The following is an 18,249-nucleotide window of genomic DNA, read 5'->3' on the forward strand; positions in this document are numbered from 1 at the left end:
GTTATAACATGAGCTTATCTGATAGAAGAGCTAAATCTACAGTAGCTTACATCGTATCTAAAGGTATTGATGCAAGTAGAATATCTGGAGATGGTAAAGGAGAATCAGAGCTATTATATGACTGTGGTTCTAGTTGTACAGAAGAGCAACATCAATTTAACAGACGTTCTGAGTTTACAATCGTAAGCGGTGGACCTAAACAACAATAAACACTAGTTTAACAACCAATTAAAAACCAAAAAATAGCCTTACTAATCTTAGTAAGGCTATTTTAATTTATAGCTATTTTAAAGTATTTATTTTACCATGTACAATATGGGTTTTCGCTAAGTTGCGAATTGTAATATTTAATATCTCCAGTCACTTCTTCACCTAACCAATCCGGTTTTACAAAAGTTTCGTTTTCATGATTTAACTCAACTTCTGCAATGACTAATCCTTGGTTATCTGCATAAAACTCATCCACTTCAAACGTATGCTCACCTACTTTTACTTCGTAACGTGTTTTATCAATTACTCCTTTTTTGCAAAGTAATAATAATTGTTCTGCTTCTACTTTTGTAATTTCCTTCTCCCATTCAAACCTAGACAATCCACTACTTGAGGACTCTCCTTTTATAGTTAAAAACCCTTGATTATCTTTAAGTCTCACCCTTACAGTTCTTTTTTTGTCAGTACTTAAAAAACCTTGCGTAATTTTGGTGTGTTTAAATGCTACTGCTTTAAAGGCATTAGATTTGACTAAAAATTTACGTTCTATTTCTATCATTTTTTTAGGTAATTATAAATCTTAAATTAAATTGAAATCAATAAAAGACATTTAATGTCTAAATTTACAAGATGCAAAACGATTTACCAATAAGAAAAATTATTCATGTGGATATGGACGCATTTTACGCATCTGTAGCTCAAATGGATAATCCAGAACTTATAGGTAAAGCTATTGCTGTTGGAGGTGGCGGAACGCGTGGTGTTATTAGTGCTGCGAGCTATGAAGCAAGAAAATTTGGAGTCAAAAGCGCCATGTCTGGTAGATTGGCAATAAAATTATGTCCTCATCTAATTTTTGTTAAAACAGATTTTGAACGCTATAAAGAAATCTCTAATAAAATTAGAAAAATTTTTTACGATTATACCGATTTGGTTGAGCCATTATCCTTGGACGAAGCCTATTTAGATGTTACCCAAAACAAAAAAGGTAATCCTAGCGCATCTATGTTAGCAGAAGAGATTAGATCTAGAATTTTTAATGAAGTTGGCTTAACTGCATCAGCTGGAATTAGCATTAATAAATTTGTTGCTAAAGTTGCTAGTGATTACAACAAACCTAATGGGCAAAAAGTTGTAAATCCTGAAGAGGTTTTAGCTTTTTTAGAAGCTTTAGACATTAGAAAATTTTATGGTATTGGTAAGGTTACTGCCGAGAAAATGTACCAAAAGGGAATATATAATGGTAAGGATTTAAAATCTAAATCAATTGAGTTTTTAGAGTCTAACTTTGGCAAGTCAGGAAAATCGTACTATTATATTGTTAGAGGTATACATAACAGCGAAGTAAAACCAAACAGAATTAGAAAAAGTTTAGCTGCTGAGCGCACGTTTACTGAAAACTTATCCTCCGAAGTCTTTATGCTTGAAAAACTAAAGGTTATTGCTGACGAAGTTGCAAAACGATTAGCTAATAGCAAAGTCGCAGGAAAAACTATTACGTTAAAAATTAAATACAGTGATTTTACGCTACAAACACGCAGTAAAACATTACCTTATTTTATAGCTGATGCTGCTATAATTTTGGATACTGCAAAGGATTTGCTATATCAAGAAAAAATGAATAATTCTGTGCGTTTACTTGGCATCTCATTATCCAATCTAAATACTTTAAATAAACCTAAAAAGATAGAGTCGGATAAAACCATTAGTGTCCAATTAAGTTTTAAATTTTAGGCTACAGATACAATACGCTCCATTGGAATAATTGTAGAAGTTTTTAATATTACATAGTCTTCTGTTACTCCCCAAATTGTGGTGTTTACTCTTTTTAATCCTTCGTTGTCTGCAAACAAAATATGTACTTTCTCGTGCTCTATATTACCTAATACCATTGCTCTTGTTAGAGTCTGACAGCGTTCTACTTTTTCTTTTTTTGAGGATAATAATTCTTCTTTAGGGAATTTTAAAAATTTTATTTGCTCTTTTTCTATTGTTTGTATCGCTAGGTTGTTCATTTTATATACTATTAATCGTTTATTACTTTAAATTACATAATCATTACTTAACTGACTAATTTAATTGCTATTTTGATTAATATTTAACATAGTTTGTAAGTGTTTTAAATCAAAAAACCAGTTATATCTATATAACTGGTTTTAATTTATTGTTTTGTTCTTGGCTATGCGTTAGCGATAGAAACGACATCCTTTTTTGTGCGCGCTTATGCGCAAAAAAGATATAGTGGATAGCGCGACCCTTGTGGTAACGCCCAAGTTATTTTAAAAACTACAACTTGTAATCTCTGTGACTCTTAGTGTGTTTACCATTCCTTTTTCTTGAATTGGCATAGCTGCTAAGCTTATTAACATGTCTCCTACTTCTAAAAACCCTTTTTTACATGCAATAGCGTTTACGTCTTCTATGGTTTCGTCTGTGCTAACAAACTTGTCGTAATAAAACGCTGTTACTCCCCAAAGTAAGTTTAACTGCGTTAATATACGCTTGTTTGAGGTAAATACTAATATATGTGATTTTGGTCTCCATGCTGATATCTGAAACGCTGTGTATCCACTATTGGTTAATGTTGATATTGCTTTTGCGTCAATATCATTAGCCATGTGTGCTGCGTGATAACATATGGATTTTGTAATATATCTGTTGGTACGTATGTGTGGTGGTGATTGTGGCACCTTTATTAGCTCAGAGTTTTCTACACTTTTAATAATGTTAGACATTTGTCTGATAACTTGCACAGGGTATTGTCCTACACTTGTCTCTCCTGATAGCATTACTGCATCTGCACCATCCATTACACTGTTTGCAACGTCATTAACTTCTGCTCGTGTTGGTGTTAAACTAGTAATCATAGTTTCCATCATTTGTGTTGCTATAATTACTGGTATTCTGGCACGTTTTGCACGTAGTACTAGTTGTTTTTGAACTAATGGTACTTCTTCTGCAGGAATCTCTACTCCAAGATCACCACGTGCTACCATTAATCCATCACAGTAGGCTACAATTTTGTCTATGTTTTCTACTGCTTCTGGTTTTTCGATTTTTGCAATAATCGGAATTTTATGATCGCTATGCTTTTTTATTAGTTCTTGTAATTGCATTAAATCCTCTGCATGACGCACAAATGATAAGGCCATCCAATCGACTCCTAACTTACATGCAAAAATAGCGTCTTCGACGTCTTTTTCTGTTAAAGCTGGCTGAGAGATGTTTGTATTAGGAAGGTTAACTCCTTTTTTAGATTTTAATGGTCCACCTTGAATTACCTTGGCCTTTACTTCTGATTTTTTATCTGTTGATAGTACTTCAAAAATTAATTTTCCGTCATCTAAAAGGATACGTTCTCCTGGTTTTGCATCCTGCGGAAAACGGTCATAAGTCATGTATACACGATCTTTAGTACCTTCAAAACGTTTACCTGTTGCAAAAACAATCTCATCTCCTGGATTTACAATTACCTCTCCCTTCATCACTCCTACACGAAGTTTTGGTCCTTGCAAGTCTCCTAATATGGAAGCATTATAACCAAACTCGTCGTTTAGCTCTCGTATCATTTTTACACGTTCTTCAACGTCTTTATAATCTGCGTGAGAGAAGTTGATTCTAAATACATTAGCACCTTCGTCTAACATACCTTTTAATACCTCTTTGCTGCTAGTTGCTGGTCCTAAAGTTGCAACGATCTTAGTTTTTTTTCTTATTGGCATTAGTTGAATATTAAATTGTCCTTGGATTTTAAAGCATCTGTGTCTATACTATAAGCAGTCACTACTTGTGGAATCCTTAGAATGTTATTTAAAATAATTTTTTCTTTATTATGGAATTCGGTTTCTATTTTAAGAAGATAATTTACTTTTTTAAATTCTGGTAACAAATAAAAATTAGTTGCACCTGATGAGTCTTCTCCAAATAACGAATTTGATTGTTGCTGTAAATTATTATGCTGTACCTTACATGTATTGGCTACTAGGTGGTATGTGGTAAGTTGTTTTTCGTCAAACCACTCAAACAATGCATAACTGGAATTTAAACTTGGATTGGTTAGGTCATCTAACCGTCTTTTAAGTTTAATATCTAATGTTTGATTAATTAAAAAAGCTAATCTATAGTCTTCTATTACGCAATGAATACCTATTAATGCGTAATGCTCTTCTTCTAAAAAATCATCTAAGGAGAGTTTCCGAACAGCCATTTTAATATAAAATTAATTGTAAATATAGCATTTAAACGCTTATTATAATTCAATTTTACTTAAACTTAACAACAAAAAACCACGAAAACGTTTTAGTTAAACCTAAATTATTAAGAATTTAAGAATAGTACTTTTATTATATAAAGCCAGCTTTAGTAATTTGACTTTGAAGTGCAAAAAAGGCGCGTTTGGAGGCTTTTTCTTCAGCTTTCTTTTTTGAAGTTGCTCTAGCCTTAGCTACTATTTTTGAGTCAATAGATAATTTTACAGAGAAGTGTTTAATATTGTCATTACCAGTGTCTTCATAAACATTATAGTCAAAGACCTTTTTTTCTTTTTGACACCACTCTATCAACAAACTTTTATAGCTTATGACTTTACCTTCTAGTTTTTCGATATCAACATAAGGATCTATAACGCGTTTTTGAATAAACTTATCACAGTTTTTGTAACCTTTGTCAAGATATATTGCACCTATTAAAGCTTCAAATAGGTTACCATGTATATTATCTCCAAATTGACCTTTAGGTATTTTACTTTCTACAAGATCTATAAGTCCTAAATCTTTACCAAGTTCATTTAAATGTTCTCGACTAACTACTTTTGATCGCATTTTAGTTAGATAACCTTCATCACCTCCAGGGACTTCCATGTATAAATGATGCGCAATCACAGCACTAAGCATAGCGTCGCCTAAAAACTCTAGACGTTCATAATTAATTATATGTCCTTTTTCGTCTTTAATATTCATGGAACGATGCGTAAAGGCTGTTTGATAAAACTTTAAAGTTTTTGGTTTAAACTTTAGTATTTTAGATATAGCCACAAAAAAATTCCCATCGTCATTTGATTGGGAATTAAATATGTTACGAATGCGTTTCATTCAATAAAACTAGTCTAGTTTTTTAAATAACACACAAGCATTGTGTCCTCCAAAACCAAAAGTATTGCTCATAGCAACATTAATCTCTCTTTTTTGAGGTGCATTAAGTGTTAAGTTTAAATCTGGATCAATATTTTCGTCTACAGTAGTATGATTTATTGTTGGTGGAACAATACCATGTTCCATTGCTAATATAGCAGCAATAGACTCAATAGCTCCTGCAGCACCTAATAAATGCCCAGTCATAGACTTGGTAGAATTGATATTAATATTTTTTGCGTGATCACCAAAAACTTCTTTAATAGCTTTTAACTCGGCAACATCACCTAAAGGTGTAGATGTACCATGCGTATTAATGTGATCAACGTCTTCTGGTTTTAAACCAGCATTTTCTAAACAGTTTTTCATTACTGCAATTACTCCAATTCCGTCAGGATGTGGTGCAGTCATGTGGTACGCGTCAGAAGACATTCCGCCTCCTAAAACTTCTGCGTAGATTTTGGCTCCTCTTGCTTTAGCGTGCTCATATTCTTCTAGAATAATTGCACCTGCTCCTTCACCTAAAACAAATCCATCACGAGTGGCATCAAAAGGTCTTGATGCTGTTTCTGGACTTTCATTTCTGGTTGATAAAGCATGCATTGCATTAAATCCTCCCATTCCAGCAATTGTAACTGCTGCTTCACTACCACCTGTAACAATAACATCACAATGTCCTAAACGTATATAGTTTAAGGCATCTATCATTGCGTTTGCAGAAGATGCACATGCAGATACAGTTGTGTAATTAGGACCCATAAAACCATTTTTTATAGAAATGTTTCCTGGAGCAATGTCTGCAATCATCTTAGGGATGAAAAAAGGATTAAATCTTGGAGTACCATCACCTTCGGCAAAATTTAACACCTCATTTTGAAATGTTTCTAATCCACCAATTCCGGCTCCCCAAATTACACCTACTCTTAATTTATTTATAGTCTCTAAGTCTAGTTTAGAGTCCGCAATAGCCTCATCAGATGCGACCATTGCGTACTGCGTAAACCTGTCCATTTTGCGGGCTTCTTTTCTATCTAGAAAATCAGTTGCCACGAAATTTTTTAACTCGCAAGCAAAGTTTGTCTTGAACTTTTCAGTATCAAAATATGTTATAGGTGCAGCACCACTTTTACCACTAATAAGACCAGACCAATACTCGTCCTTAGTGTTTCCAATTGGCGTTAACGCTCCTAATCCTGTAACTACTACTCGCTTAAGTTCCATAAATATTGTGCTTATTTAGCAGCTTCAATATAAGATACAGCTTGACCTACTGTAGCAATGTTTTCTGCTTGGTCGTCTGGAATCTGGATATCGAATTCTTTTTCAAATTCCATGATTAATTCTACAGTGTCTAATGAATCTGCTCCTAAGTCGTTTGTGAAGCTAGCTTCAGTTACAACTTCGTTTTCATCAACACCTAATTTGTCTACGATAATCGCTTTTACTCTTGATGCAATGTCTGACATAATTTTAATTTTTTTAGTTTTAATTAAGAGGCAAAAATAAAAAACTTTATTTTAAAACACACGTTTACTTTAAAAATGTGCTACGAATTTAATTATTTAAATCGAAGAATTTCGATTTTAGCCCATAATTGTTAATAATTATTGCTTTTTTTGTTTGAAGAATTTAACATTGAAAATAGAAAATGAAACGTGTAGTAATTTTTGCGTCCGGAAGCGGATCTAATGCTGAAAATTTAATAAGGTTTTTTCAAAATAGAGACAATGTGTCTGTTATTCAGGTATTAACTAACAATCCTCATGCCAAAGTTTTAGATCGCTGTAAAAAATTGAAAGTTAGCGCTTTATCTTTCAATAAAACAGCCTTTACAGAGACAGATGATGTATTAAATATTCTTAAATCTAATACACCTGATTTAATTATTTTAGCTGGTTTTTTATGGAAATTTCCAGAAAAAATCCTAAAAGACTTTCCAAATAAAGTCATCAATGTACATCCAGCTTTATTACCAAAATTTGGAGGAAAAGGCATGTATGGAATGCATGTGCATCAAGCTGTAATTAATAATAAAGAAACAGAAACAGGTATCACAATTCATTACGTAAACGAGAATTATGACGAAGGTGCGATCATTTTTCAATCAAAATGTGAGGTTTTAGCTTCAGACACTGCACAAGATGTTGCAGACAAGATTCACGAATTAGAGATGAAACATTTTCCGGAAGTGGTTGATCAACTATTAAAAAAATAAGATTTCCTTTTACACGGAAATACTAACATGAGTAAAAAGAAGAAAAAATATTATACCGTTTGGCAAGGACATCGTAAAGGCGTTTTTGAAACTTGGAATGATTGTAAAGCACAAATTAAAGACTATCCAGGTGCGCAATATAAATCCTTCTCCACTTTTGACGCAGCAAAAGAAGCATTAAAAGGCAACTACTTTGACTATATCGGAAAAAAAGAGGATTTTAAAAGTGAGCTAAGCCATGAACAGCTTAAAAAAATTGGACGTCCAAATTATAATTCTATCTCTGTGGATGCAGCTTCTTCTGGTAATCCAGGTATAATGGAATATAGAGGCGTAGATACTAAAACCAAGAAACAATTATTTAAACAAGGACCATTTGAGCAAGGCACAAATAATTTAGGCGAGTTTTTGGCATTAGTACATGGTTTAAGTTTTTTAAAAAAACATAATAGCGATCGTATTATATATACAGACTCCAAAACAGCTATAAGTTGGGTACGAAAAAAAACCTGTAATAGTAAGCTTGAGCGTAACGCTAAAAATAAACCAGTTTATGATTTGGTAGATCGTGCTGTAGCTTGGTTAAAAGAAAACGACTACAAAACTACTATTGTTAAATGGGAAACCAAAGCTTGGGGTGAAATCCCTGCAGATTTTGGTCGTAAATAATTAGCATTTCTTTCAAAAGATTCCACTTTTTTACAGAATATATTTTACGTAAGTTTGCACTAAATTTTAAAGCCTTTATGAGCAAATTAGTAATTGTAGGTACAGTAGCATTTGACGCTATAGAAACTCCTTTTGGTAAAACCGATAAAATTCTTGGTGGAGCAGCAACTTATATAGGGTTGTCAGCTGCAAATTTTGATGTAGATCAAGCAGCAGTATCTGTTGTTGGAGGAGATTTTCCTCAGGAATATTTAGACCTTTTAACGGATAGAAAAGTAAATATTGAAGGTATCGAGATTGTAAAAGACGGTAAAACCTTTTTCTGGAGTGGAAAATATCATAATGATATGAACTCTCGTGATACTTTAGCAACTGAATTAAACGTATTAGAGCATTTTAATCCTGTAGTACCTGAAAATTATCGTGATGCAGAGATCGTGATGTTAGGTAATTTACACCCTTTAGTACAACAAGGTGTTTTAGACCAAATGACTAAAAAGCCAAAATTAGCTATTTTAGACACTATGAATTTCTGGATGGATATCGCATTAGACGATTTACTTGCAGTGATTAAAAATGTAGATGTAATTACTATTAATGATGAAGAAGCAAGACAATTAACTGGAGAATATAGTTTAGTTGTTGCTGCCAGAAAGATTCATGAAATGGGACCAAAATATGTAGTTATCAAAAAAGGAGAGCATGGTGCTTTACTTTTCCATGATGACCATATGTTTTATGCACCTGCTTTACCATTGGAAGAAGTATTTGATCCAACTGGAGCAGGAGACACTTTTGCTGGTGGATTTGCTGGTTATTTAGCAAGTACGGGAGACATTAGTTTTGAAAACATGAAAAATGCAGTAATCTACGGATCTACTTTAGCCTCTTTTTGTGTCGAAAAATTTGGAACTGAGCGCATGATTGACCTTAAAAAAGACGAGGTCAACAATCGACTAAAAGAATTTAAAAAATTAACACATTTCGATATCGAATTAAAATAAAAAAAACGCGCTCGTAATTATGAGCGCGTTTTTTATTTTTATCTTTTTAATAAACAACTCACAACACAACAACAATGAGTGATGCTTTAAAACATGAGTGCGGAATTGCACTGATAAGATTACGTAAACCTTTAGAATTTTATAAAGAAAAATATGGAAGTGCTTTTTATGGTGTAAATAAAATGTACTTAATGATGGAAAAGCAACACAATCGTGGTCAAGATGGTGCTGGTTTTGCAAGTATTAAAATGGATACGCTTCCAGGAGAACGTTACATTAGTCGTGTACGCTCCATAGCACAACAACCTATTCAGGATATTTTTGCACAAATCAACGAACGTGTAAATAAAGAGTTAGCACAACATCCAGAATACCAAGATAGCGTTGCGCTTCAAAAAAAACACATACCTTATATTGGTGAGTTACTACTAGGACATGTGCGTTATGGTACGTTTGGTAAAAATAGCGTGGAAAGTGTTCATCCTTTTTTAAGACAAAATAACTGGATGCATCGTAACCTGATTTTAGCAGGTAACTTTAATATGACTAATGTTAAAGAGCTGTTTAAAAATCTAGTAGACCTTGGACAACATCCAAAAGAATATACAGACACCATTACTATAATGGAAAAAATAGGTCACTTTTTAGATGATGCAGTAAGCAAAATCTATAAAGACCTAAAAAAAGAAGGTTATGGCAAACATGAATGTTCTCCTTTAATTGCCGAACGTTTAAAAATCGCCAAGATATTAAGACGTGCTGCTAAAAACTGGGATGGTGGTTATGCTATGGCTGGTTTAATTGGACATGGAGATGCTTTTGTACTTCGTGATCCAGCAGGTATACGACCTGTATATTATTATACAGATGACGAGATAGTTGTTGTTGCTTCAGAACGCCCTGTGATACAAACGGTATTTAATGTAGAGTTTGATGATGTTAAAGAGCTAACTCCAGGTCATGCTTTAATCTCTAAAAAATCTGGTGCAGTTTCGATAAAAAAAATATTAGAACCCTTAGAGCGTAAATCTTGTAGTTTTGAGCGCATTTACTTTTCTAGAGGAAGTGATGCCGAAATCTATCAAGAGCGTAAAATGCTTGGACGTTTATTAATGCCACAAGTTTTAAAGGCTATTAATAATGATACAAAAAATAGTGTTTTCTCTTATATTCCTAATACTGCTGAAACTTCATTTTATGGAATGATTGAAACCGTCGAGGAGCATTTAAATGAGAAAAAAACCAAAGCTATTTTAGACGGAAATGGACAATTATCTGCAGATCAGGTAACATCTATATTAAAAGAAAGACCACGTATAGAAAAAATAGCAATAAAGGATGTTAAGCTTAGAACCTTTATTACAGAAGATAGTAGTCGTGACGACTTAGTTGCTCACGTTTACGATGTAACCTATGGTGTTATAAAACCTACGGATAACCTTGTAATTATTGACGATAGTATTGTACGAGGTACCACTTTAAAAAAGAGTATTATTAAAATGATGGACCGATTACATCCTAAAAAGATTGTTATCGTATCATCTGCACCACAAATACGTTTTCCTGATTGTTATGGTATTGACATGGCTAATCTAGAAACCTTGGTAGCTTTTAATGCTGCATTAGCGCTACTTAAAGAAAACGGAAAATACGATTTAGTAGAAGAAGTATATCACAGATGTAAAGCACAAGAAGACCTAGCAGATAAAGATGTTAAGAATTTTGTAAACGAAATTTATGACCAATTTACAACAGAACAAATTTCGGCTAAGATCTCTCAACTTTTAACTGATGAGTCCGTTAATGCTGAAGTTGAAATCATTTTTCAGCCAGTTGCTAATTTGCATAAAGCAATACCTGATCATTTAGGAGATTGGTATTTTACAGGAAACTATCCAACAGTTGGTGGTAACCGAGTAGTTAACAGAGCTTTTATTAATTTTTACGAAGGAAATAAAGAACGTGCTTACTAATAATAAGAAGTGCAATTTTTCTCACGACACACTCATTTAAGCGAATATTTTTACGTTTTAACTATATTTTATAATATATCAAATTAAATGTCGTTATATTTGAGCTTACCATAACATAAGTAGGTTAAGTTCATGGTAGATTTGGGGCAAAAAAGGAGAACTCTCGTTCTCCTTTTTTATTTGCCAAAATTTTAAAAAACATACAATTTACAGCATAAAAAAAGCAGATTCAATATTGAATCTGCTTTTTTAATTTTATTGCATTTTAAAGCTTATTTAGCTTCTGCGTAACGTCTTTCTACTTCGTTCCAGTTAATTACATTAAAAAATGCATCGATATAATCTGGTCTTCTGTTTTGGTAGTTTAAATAGTAAGCATGCTCCCAGACGTCTAATCCTAAGATTGGTGTTCCTTCGCAAGTTACTCCTGGCATTAAGGGGTTATCTTGGTTTGGTGTAGAGCACACTTCAACCTTACCACCTTTATGCACACATAACCAAGCCCAACCTGATCCAAATTGAGTTGCTGCTGCATTACTAAAAGCATCTTTAAAAGCCTCAAAGCTTCCGTAAGCTGCCTCAATAGCATCTTTTAATTCTCCAGATAAACGTCCTTTACCTTCTGGATTCATAACTTCCCAAAATAATGAGTGATTGTAAAAACCTCCTCCATTATTTCTTACAGCCATATTATTCATATCTAAATTAGTAAGAATATCTTCAATAGATTTACCTTCTAAGTCAGTTCCTTCAATAGCTCCATTTAGTTTAGTTGTGTAACCATTGTGGTGCTTTGTGTGATGTATTTCCATTGTACGTGCATCGATATTTGGTTCTAATGCATCATACGCATATTTTAATTTTGGTAATTCAAAAGCCATAATTGTATGTTTTTATGTGTTAATATTCAATATAATCAAAATTAAACATTAAAGCCTTCAATTGAAAATATTTAAGCAATGGATTAAATGTATTTAATAATATTTTAACATCGCCATTTATTTATCAAAGAATGTTTTAAAATAAATTTAGGAACCATAATATTGTTATTATCTTGTCTAAAATTTAAAATTACAATGTCTACAAAAACACCTTTTAAAGTTTATGATGCCTCTGCTGGTAGCGGAAAAACCTTTGCTTTAGTTAAGGAGTATTTAAAACTATTGTTTAGCAGAAAACATAATGACGGTTTTAAACAAATATTAGCCATAACCTTTACAAATAAGGCTGTAGGCGAGATGAAAATTAGAATTTTAGACACATTAAAATCGTTTTCTGATCCAGAAATTATTACTAAACCAAACGGAATGTTTGAGGCTATTACTACTGAGTTAGACCTTAAACCTACTGATGTTCATTTAAAATCAATTGCTTTATTAAACACCATAATGCATAATTATGCTGCTTTTGACATTTCTACCATAGACGGTTTTAACCATAGATTAATCAGGACTTTTGCGCATGATTTAAAAATTCCGATAAATTTTGAGGTCGAGCTTGATACACCATCGCTACTTAATCAAGCAGTGGATAGTCTTATAGCTAAAGCAGGAACTGATGTGGCACTTACTAAAGTTTTAATTGATTTTGCTTTAGAAAAAGCTGATGATGATAAAAGTTGGGACGTTTCTAGAGATTTTAATAGTATTGCCAAACTATTAATTAACGACAACGACTTACCACATTTAGACAGTATTAAACATAAAACACTAGAGGATTTTAAATCCTTAAAAGCGCAATTAATTAAAAAAATAAAACATCAAGAAACATTAATTAAGCAAACAGCCAACCAATTGTTAGAGGTCTTTAAAACTAATGGTCTGGATGCCAAAAGTTTTTCTAGAGGAACGTTATATAACCATTTTGTAAAAGTTTCTAATTTTGAATTTTACAAACTATATGATAATAAATTAGCCGATAATATTGCTGAAGGTAACGTTTACACAAAGACTTTAGATTCCGCGAAAGCGCAATTAATTGATCAACTTTTACCACAGATAGATAAAGCATATCATTTAATTAAAGAAAATGTTATTAGCTTAAAATTTATAAAAGCTGTGTACAAAAATGTAACGCCTTTATCCGTTTTAAATGCTATAAACAAAGAGTTAACTACGATTAAGGAAGACGAAAATAAATTATTGATTTCCGAGTTTAATACGCTTATCAGTAAAGAAATTAAAAACCAACCAACGCCTTTTATTTATGAACGTTTAGGCGAAAAGTTTAGACATTATTTTATCGACGAGTTTCAGGATACGTCACAAATGCAATGGGAAAACTTAGTGCCTTTAATAGAAAACACACTAACAGGACAAAACTTAAAAGGTGAGCAAGGCACAGCCATGTTGGTAGGTGATGCTAAACAGGCTATTTATAGGTGGCGAGGTGGAAAAGCAGAGCAATTTTTAGGACTGACTAAAACCGACAACCCGTTTCCTATTGACAAAGAAGTTGTTAGGTTAGAGTATAATTACAGAAGTTTTAAAAAGGTTATTACGTTTAATAATACGTTTTTTGAGTTTTTGGCTAACACTAGTTTTAGTAGTAACGACTATTCTGATTTGTATAAAAAAGCAAATCAAATTCCGGTGTTAAATCAAGAAGGCTTTGTTAATATTCAGTTTTTAGATTTACAAAAAGAAGACGATATTAACGAGTTGTTTCCAGAAACAGTTTTTGACACCATAAACCAATGCTTAACAAACGGATACAACCTTAAAGATATTTGCATATTAGTAAGAAAGAAAAAAGAAGGTGTGGCTATTGCCGAATTTTTAAGCGAAAAAGGAGTTAGAATCACCTCTTCCGAAACCATGTTGATAAACAACTCTGAAGAGGTTAAACTAGTTATTAATATCTTTAAACTACTAATAAACCCAAACCACTTAGAGGTTAGAATCAAAGTGTTGGATTATTTAGCTAATACTAATGCAATACAAGATAAACATGCTTATTTTAAAACCAACTTGGAGTTGCCACTTCCTGAGTTTTTTAAAGGTTTTGAGCAATTCTCAATACATTGTAATCCAACCGAATTAGTAGAATTATCCTTATTTGATTTAACTGAAGATATTGTCAGAAGTTTTAAAATGACGGAAACGTCAAATGCCTATACACAGTACTTTTTAGACATCGTTTTAGAGTTTTCTCAAAAGCAAATATCCGATTTACCCAGTTTTGTAGATTACTACGAATCTAAAAAGGACAGTTTGAATATTGTCTCTCCTAGCAATCAAAATGCGGTTCAGATAATGACAATCCATAAATCTAAAGGATTAGAGTTTCCGGTGGTTATCTTTCCGTATGCACATTTAGATATTTATAAAGAAGTGGAACCCAAAGAATGGTTTCCGTTAGACCAAGAACAATTTAGTGGTTTTTCTAAAACGCTACTCAATTTTAATAAGGACTTTGAGGAATATGGTACAACTGGCGAAACCATTTACAATCAACATAGAGCAGAACAAGAATTAGATAATATTAACCTATTATATGTAGCATTAACTAGACCTATAGAGCAACTATATATTATATCTAAAAAAGAAAAATCAGTAAAAGGAATAGTGACACATAACACGTATTCTGGATTACTAACAAATTACTTAATAGACAAGGGTCTATGGAGTGACTCACAATTAGAGTATACGTTTGGAAAAGCTAATCGCGAATCGCAACAAGAAGACAAGTTAGAAAACACCCAAGAAACAGAATTATTTATTAGCGTTTCTAAACAAGATCATGATATTAAAATTATTACTAAATCAGGTTATCTATGGGATACAGAACAAGAAAATGCTATTGAAAAAGGAAACCTGATACACGATATAATGTCAGAAATAAACACAATAGTAGATGTTGAGCCCGTTATTTTAACCTATACTCAAACAGGAACTATTAATAAGGAACAAGCATTAATTTTAAACAATACAATTACTAACATTATTAATACACCAGAGTTAAACCCTTATTTTACTGATAATTATACCATATATAACGAAAGAGATATTATTACAAAATCAGGCAAAATAATTAGACCTGACCGACTAGCAATAAAAGATAACGAAGCTATTATTATAGATTACAAAACAGGATTATCTAATCCTAAGTACCAACAACAACTAGAGGAATATTCTGACACTTTAAAGGAAATGAACTATTTGGTAAAGAAAAAAATATTAATCTATGTAAACGATACAATCAAAATAGTAACGTATTAAATTAAAGAATAGATTTAACTAAACAATTAACGCGATAACATTATTAAATTTGTAAAAAATACAATTATGTACAGTAAAATAAAAGAACACTTACAAAACGAAATACAAGACATTAAAGACAACGGTCTTTTTAAAGAAGAACGTATTATAACATCTGCTCAAGGTGCCGAAATAACTTTAAACACAGGCGAAACTGTTTTAAATTTTTGTGCAAATAACTATTTAGGGTTATCCTCTCACCCAGAAGTTATTAAAGCAGCGCAAGACACAATGGATACGCATGGTTTTGGTATGTCATCTGTTAGATTTATTTGTGGTACACAAGACATACATAAAACTTTGGAACACAAAATAGCAGAATTTTATGGTACAGAAGACACGATATTATATGCAGCAGCTTTTGATGCAAATGGTGGTGTATTTGAACCTTTATTAGGTAAAGAAGATGCAATTATATCAGACTCGTTAAATCACGCCTCAATTATTGATGGTGTAAGGTTATGTAAAGCTGCGCGCTACCGTTACCAAAACAACGACATGGCTGATTTAGAAAAGCAACTTATTGATGCTAACGCAAATGGCGCACGTTTTAAAATAATTGTAACTGATGGTGTATTCTCTATGGATGGATTAGTAGCACCTTTAGATAAAATATGTGACTTAGCAGATAAATATGACGCTATGGTAATGATAGACGAGTGTCACTCGGCTGGATTTATTGGAGAAACAGGACGTGGAACTCTAGAAGAAAAAGGTGTTATGGACAGAGTAGACATCATAACAGGAACTTTAGGTAAAGCACTTGGAGGCGCAATGGGTGGCTACACTACTGGTAAAAAAGAAATTATAGAGCTATTACGTCAGCGCTCAAGACCTTATTTATTTTCAAACTCATTAGCACCAGCTATTGTAGGTGCTTCAATAAAAGTGTTTGATATGTTAGCCAATGACAACTCATTACGTAATAAACTAGAAGAAAATACTAAATTTTTCAAAAAAGAAATGAAAGCTGCAGGATTTGATATTATTGATGGTGACTCAGCAATTGTACCAGTAATGTTGTACGATGCTAAACTATCTCAAACCATGGCAAATATGTTATTAAAAGAAGGTATCTATGTAATAGGATTTTTCTTCCCAGTAGTACCAAAAGACAAAGCTAGAATTAGAGTGCAGTTATCTGCGGCGCATACTAAGGAACAACTAGAGAAAGCAGTAAGTGCTTTTATTAAAGTTGGTAAAGTATTGGAAATTATTTAGAAACAATCTATAATACTGATATAAAAGCAACAAATAATCAATATTTTTATATATTTGTCTTTGTTAATAATATATAACAACTTATTTTTGCTTTTAATTAACACTTAAAAATTAAATTTTTGAATATGAAAAATCTTAGCAGATTATTGTTCACAATGTTACTACTTTCTAGTTTAGGTAACGTTATGGCACAAGACCAAAACAACCCATGGGCTATTAACTTCGGTGTAAACGCAGTAGATGTTTTTCCTGTAGGTGAAAACGCTCCACAAGGAGATTATTTCCAAGAATTCTTTAACGCTAACGATCACTGGAGTATTTTACCATCTTTATCTACAATTTCTGTATCTAAGTATGTTGGTGATAACTTCTCTATCCAAGCTGGAGGTTCTATAAACAGAATTAACAAATGGGGTCAAGATAGTACTAACCCTAGTTTACGTGTTAATGATTTAGCATACTACGCTATTGATGGTAACGTAAGATACCACTTAGGTGAAGTATTAGGTTCAAAAAGATTAGATCCAGCTATTGGAGTTGGAGGTGGTTACACTTGGATTGAAGAAGGTGCTTATAACACTTACTCTACAAAAGCAGGTTCTAACAACGCAGTTGGAGCAGGAACAGTTAATGCTTCTTTAGGTTTAACTTACTGGTTTTCTGATAACATTGGTTTATTTGTTGAGTCTAAATACAAGCACTCATTTGAAGATTATTTAACTAAGCATTTCCAACATTCAGCTGGTTTAGCAGTTAAATTTGGTGGAACTGATACTGATGGTGACGGAATATATGACAAAGATGATGCTTGTCCTGATACTTTTGGATTAGAAGCATTTAACGGATGTCCAGATTCTGATGGTGATGGAATCGAAGATTCTAAAGATACGTGTCCAAACGAAGCTGGTTTAGCTGAGTTTAACGGATGTCCTGATTCTGATGGTGACGGAGTATCTGATAATAACGATGATTGTCCACAAGTTAAAGGATTAAAATCTTTAAAAGGTTGTCCAGATGCTGATGGTGATGGTGTTGCTGATGCTAAAGATAAATGTCCAAACGAAGCAGGTCCTGCTGCAAACGGAGGATGTCCTTGGCCAGATACTGATGGTGACGGAGTATTAGATAAAGATGATAACTGTCCTAAAGAAGTAGGAACAGTAGCTAACAATGGTTGTCCAGAAGCTGTTATACCAACTCAAGTTGTATTAGATAAATTAAATAGCTATGCTAAAACTATCTTATTTGACACTGGAAAATCTAGCTTCAGAAAAGAAACTTTCTCTGTATTACAGTCTATTACTGCAATCTTAAAAGAATACCCAGACGCTAACTTTACAATTGAAGGTCACACAGATAGCGTTGGAAGCAAAACTTCTAACCAAACATTATCTGATTCTAGAGCTAACGCTGTAATGGCTTACTTAATCGAAAACGGAATTAACTCTGAAAGATTAAACGCTTACGGATTTGGTGAAGACTATCCAATTGACAGCAACAAAACAAAAGCTGGAAGATTTAACAACAGACGTGTAGAAGTTAAACTTAGAAAATAAGTTATAACCAAAC

General features: G+C 32.8%; 17 protein-coding genes. 9 read left to right on the forward strand and 8 right to left on the reverse strand.

Features of this window, described 5'->3' with window-relative positions:
• Positions 1 to 209 (forward strand): OmpA family protein (locus tag V6251_RS13295; RefSeq protein WP_341588619.1); only part of this gene is annotated, 209 nt, incomplete at its 5' end.
• 92 nt (positions 210 to 301) lie between these two features.
• Here the strand turns inward: V6251_RS13295 and V6251_RS13300 are convergent.
• Positions 302 to 769, reverse strand: coding sequence for a CYTH domain-containing protein (locus V6251_RS13300; RefSeq protein ID WP_341588621.1), 468 nt, complete (start codon positions 767 to 769; stop codon positions 302 to 304).
• A gap of 71 nt (positions 770 to 840) precedes the next feature.
• On the opposite strand from V6251_RS13300, the gene dinB reads away from it, so the two are divergent.
• Positions 841 to 1,944, forward strand: a complete 1,104-nt coding sequence (dinB, locus tag V6251_RS13305) for a DNA polymerase IV (protein WP_341588623.1) — start codon at positions 841 to 843, stop codon at positions 1,942 to 1,944.
• Here dinB and V6251_RS13310 read toward each other — a convergent pair.
• The 6 genes from V6251_RS13310 to V6251_RS13335 all read right to left on the reverse strand — a co-directional run bounded on the left by V6251_RS13310 (position 1,941) and on the right by V6251_RS13335 (position 6,805).
• Entirely contained in the window at positions 1,941 to 2,225 is a 285-nt protein-coding gene (locus V6251_RS13310; RefSeq protein ID WP_292948460.1) for a hypothetical protein, read from the reverse strand. The two genes, dinB and V6251_RS13310, sit on opposite strands and share 4 nt — an antisense overlap.
• 264 nt (positions 2,226 to 2,489) lie before the next feature.
• Entirely contained in the window at positions 2,490 to 3,932 is a 1,443-nt protein-coding gene (gene pyk, locus V6251_RS13315) for a pyruvate kinase (protein ID WP_145005359.1), read from the reverse strand.
• On the reverse strand, positions 3,932 to 4,417 hold the full coding sequence (locus V6251_RS13320) for an IPExxxVDY family protein (protein WP_341588626.1): 486 nt from the start codon (positions 4,415 to 4,417) through the stop codon (positions 3,932 to 3,934). Before V6251_RS13320 ends, pyk begins: the two co-directional genes overlap by 1 nt.
• Before the next feature lie 136 nt (positions 4,418 to 4,553).
• Positions 4,554 to 5,300 carry a ribonuclease III gene (rnc, locus tag V6251_RS13325; protein ID WP_145005352.1) on the reverse strand — a complete coding sequence of 249 codons (747 nt, stop codon included), beginning with the start codon at positions 5,298 to 5,300 and terminating at the stop codon, positions 4,554 to 4,556.
• Positions 5,301 to 5,309: 9 nt separating this feature from the next.
• Positions 5,310 to 6,560, reverse strand: a complete 1,251-nt coding sequence (gene fabF, locus V6251_RS13330) for a beta-ketoacyl-ACP synthase II (RefSeq protein ID WP_292948454.1) — start codon at positions 6,558 to 6,560, stop codon at positions 5,310 to 5,312.
• Positions 6,561 to 6,571: 11 nt separating this feature from the next.
• Positions 6,572 to 6,805, reverse strand: a complete 234-nt coding sequence (locus V6251_RS13335; RefSeq protein ID WP_013869581.1) for an acyl carrier protein — start codon at positions 6,803 to 6,805, stop codon at positions 6,572 to 6,574.
• 182 nt (positions 6,806 to 6,987) lie between these two features.
• Between V6251_RS13335 and purN the strand changes: the two genes are divergently transcribed.
• From purN to V6251_RS13355, 4 genes are all read left to right on the forward strand, one after another.
• Positions 6,988 to 7,554, forward strand: coding sequence for a phosphoribosylglycinamide formyltransferase (gene purN / locus V6251_RS13340; RefSeq protein WP_341588636.1), 567 nt, complete (start codon positions 6,988 to 6,990; stop codon positions 7,552 to 7,554).
• Between the two features lie 27 nt (positions 7,555 to 7,581).
• Entirely contained in the window at positions 7,582 to 8,223 is a 642-nt protein-coding gene (locus V6251_RS13345) for a ribonuclease H family protein (protein WP_341588637.1), read from the forward strand.
• A gap of 77 nt (positions 8,224 to 8,300) precedes the next feature.
• Positions 8,301 to 9,227, forward strand: a complete 927-nt coding sequence (locus V6251_RS13350; protein ID WP_341588639.1) for a PfkB family carbohydrate kinase — start codon at positions 8,301 to 8,303, stop codon at positions 9,225 to 9,227.
• 74 nt (positions 9,228 to 9,301) lie between these two features.
• Positions 9,302 to 11,200 carry an amidophosphoribosyltransferase gene (locus V6251_RS13355; RefSeq protein ID WP_341588641.1) on the forward strand — a complete coding sequence of 633 codons (1,899 nt, stop codon included), beginning with the start codon at positions 9,302 to 9,304 and terminating at the stop codon, positions 11,198 to 11,200.
• 272 nt (positions 11,201 to 11,472) lie between these two features.
• Here the strand turns inward: V6251_RS13355 and V6251_RS13360 are convergent, their stop codons facing one another.
• Entirely contained in the window at positions 11,473 to 12,081 is a 609-nt protein-coding gene (locus V6251_RS13360) for a superoxide dismutase (protein WP_341588642.1), read from the reverse strand.
• A 195-nt stretch (positions 12,082 to 12,276) separates the two neighbouring features.
• Between V6251_RS13360 and V6251_RS13365 the strand changes: the two genes are divergently transcribed.
• The 3 genes from V6251_RS13365 (at position 12,277) to V6251_RS13375 (ending at position 18,236) form a co-directional block, all read left to right on the forward strand.
• Positions 12,277 to 15,420 (forward strand): UvrD-helicase domain-containing protein, encoded by a 3,144-nt coding sequence (locus V6251_RS13365; RefSeq protein ID WP_341588643.1) that lies wholly within the window; start codon positions 12,277 to 12,279, stop codon positions 15,418 to 15,420.
• A 66-nt stretch (positions 15,421 to 15,486) separates the two neighbouring features.
• On the forward strand, positions 15,487 to 16,680 hold the full coding sequence (kbl, locus tag V6251_RS13370; RefSeq protein ID WP_145005328.1) for a glycine C-acetyltransferase: 1,194 nt from the start codon (positions 15,487 to 15,489) through the stop codon (positions 16,678 to 16,680).
• A gap of 125 nt (positions 16,681 to 16,805) precedes the next feature.
• A complete protein-coding gene (locus tag V6251_RS13375) occupies positions 16,806 to 18,236 on the forward strand; it encodes an OmpA family protein (RefSeq protein WP_145005325.1) in 1,431 nt (476 codons plus the stop codon).
• Positions 18,237 to 18,249 lie beyond the last annotated feature (13 nt).

The sequence above is a fragment of the Olleya sp. Ti.3.14 genome (assembly GCF_038154885.1).
GTDB lineage: Bacteria > Bacteroidota > Bacteroidia > Flavobacteriales > Flavobacteriaceae > Olleya.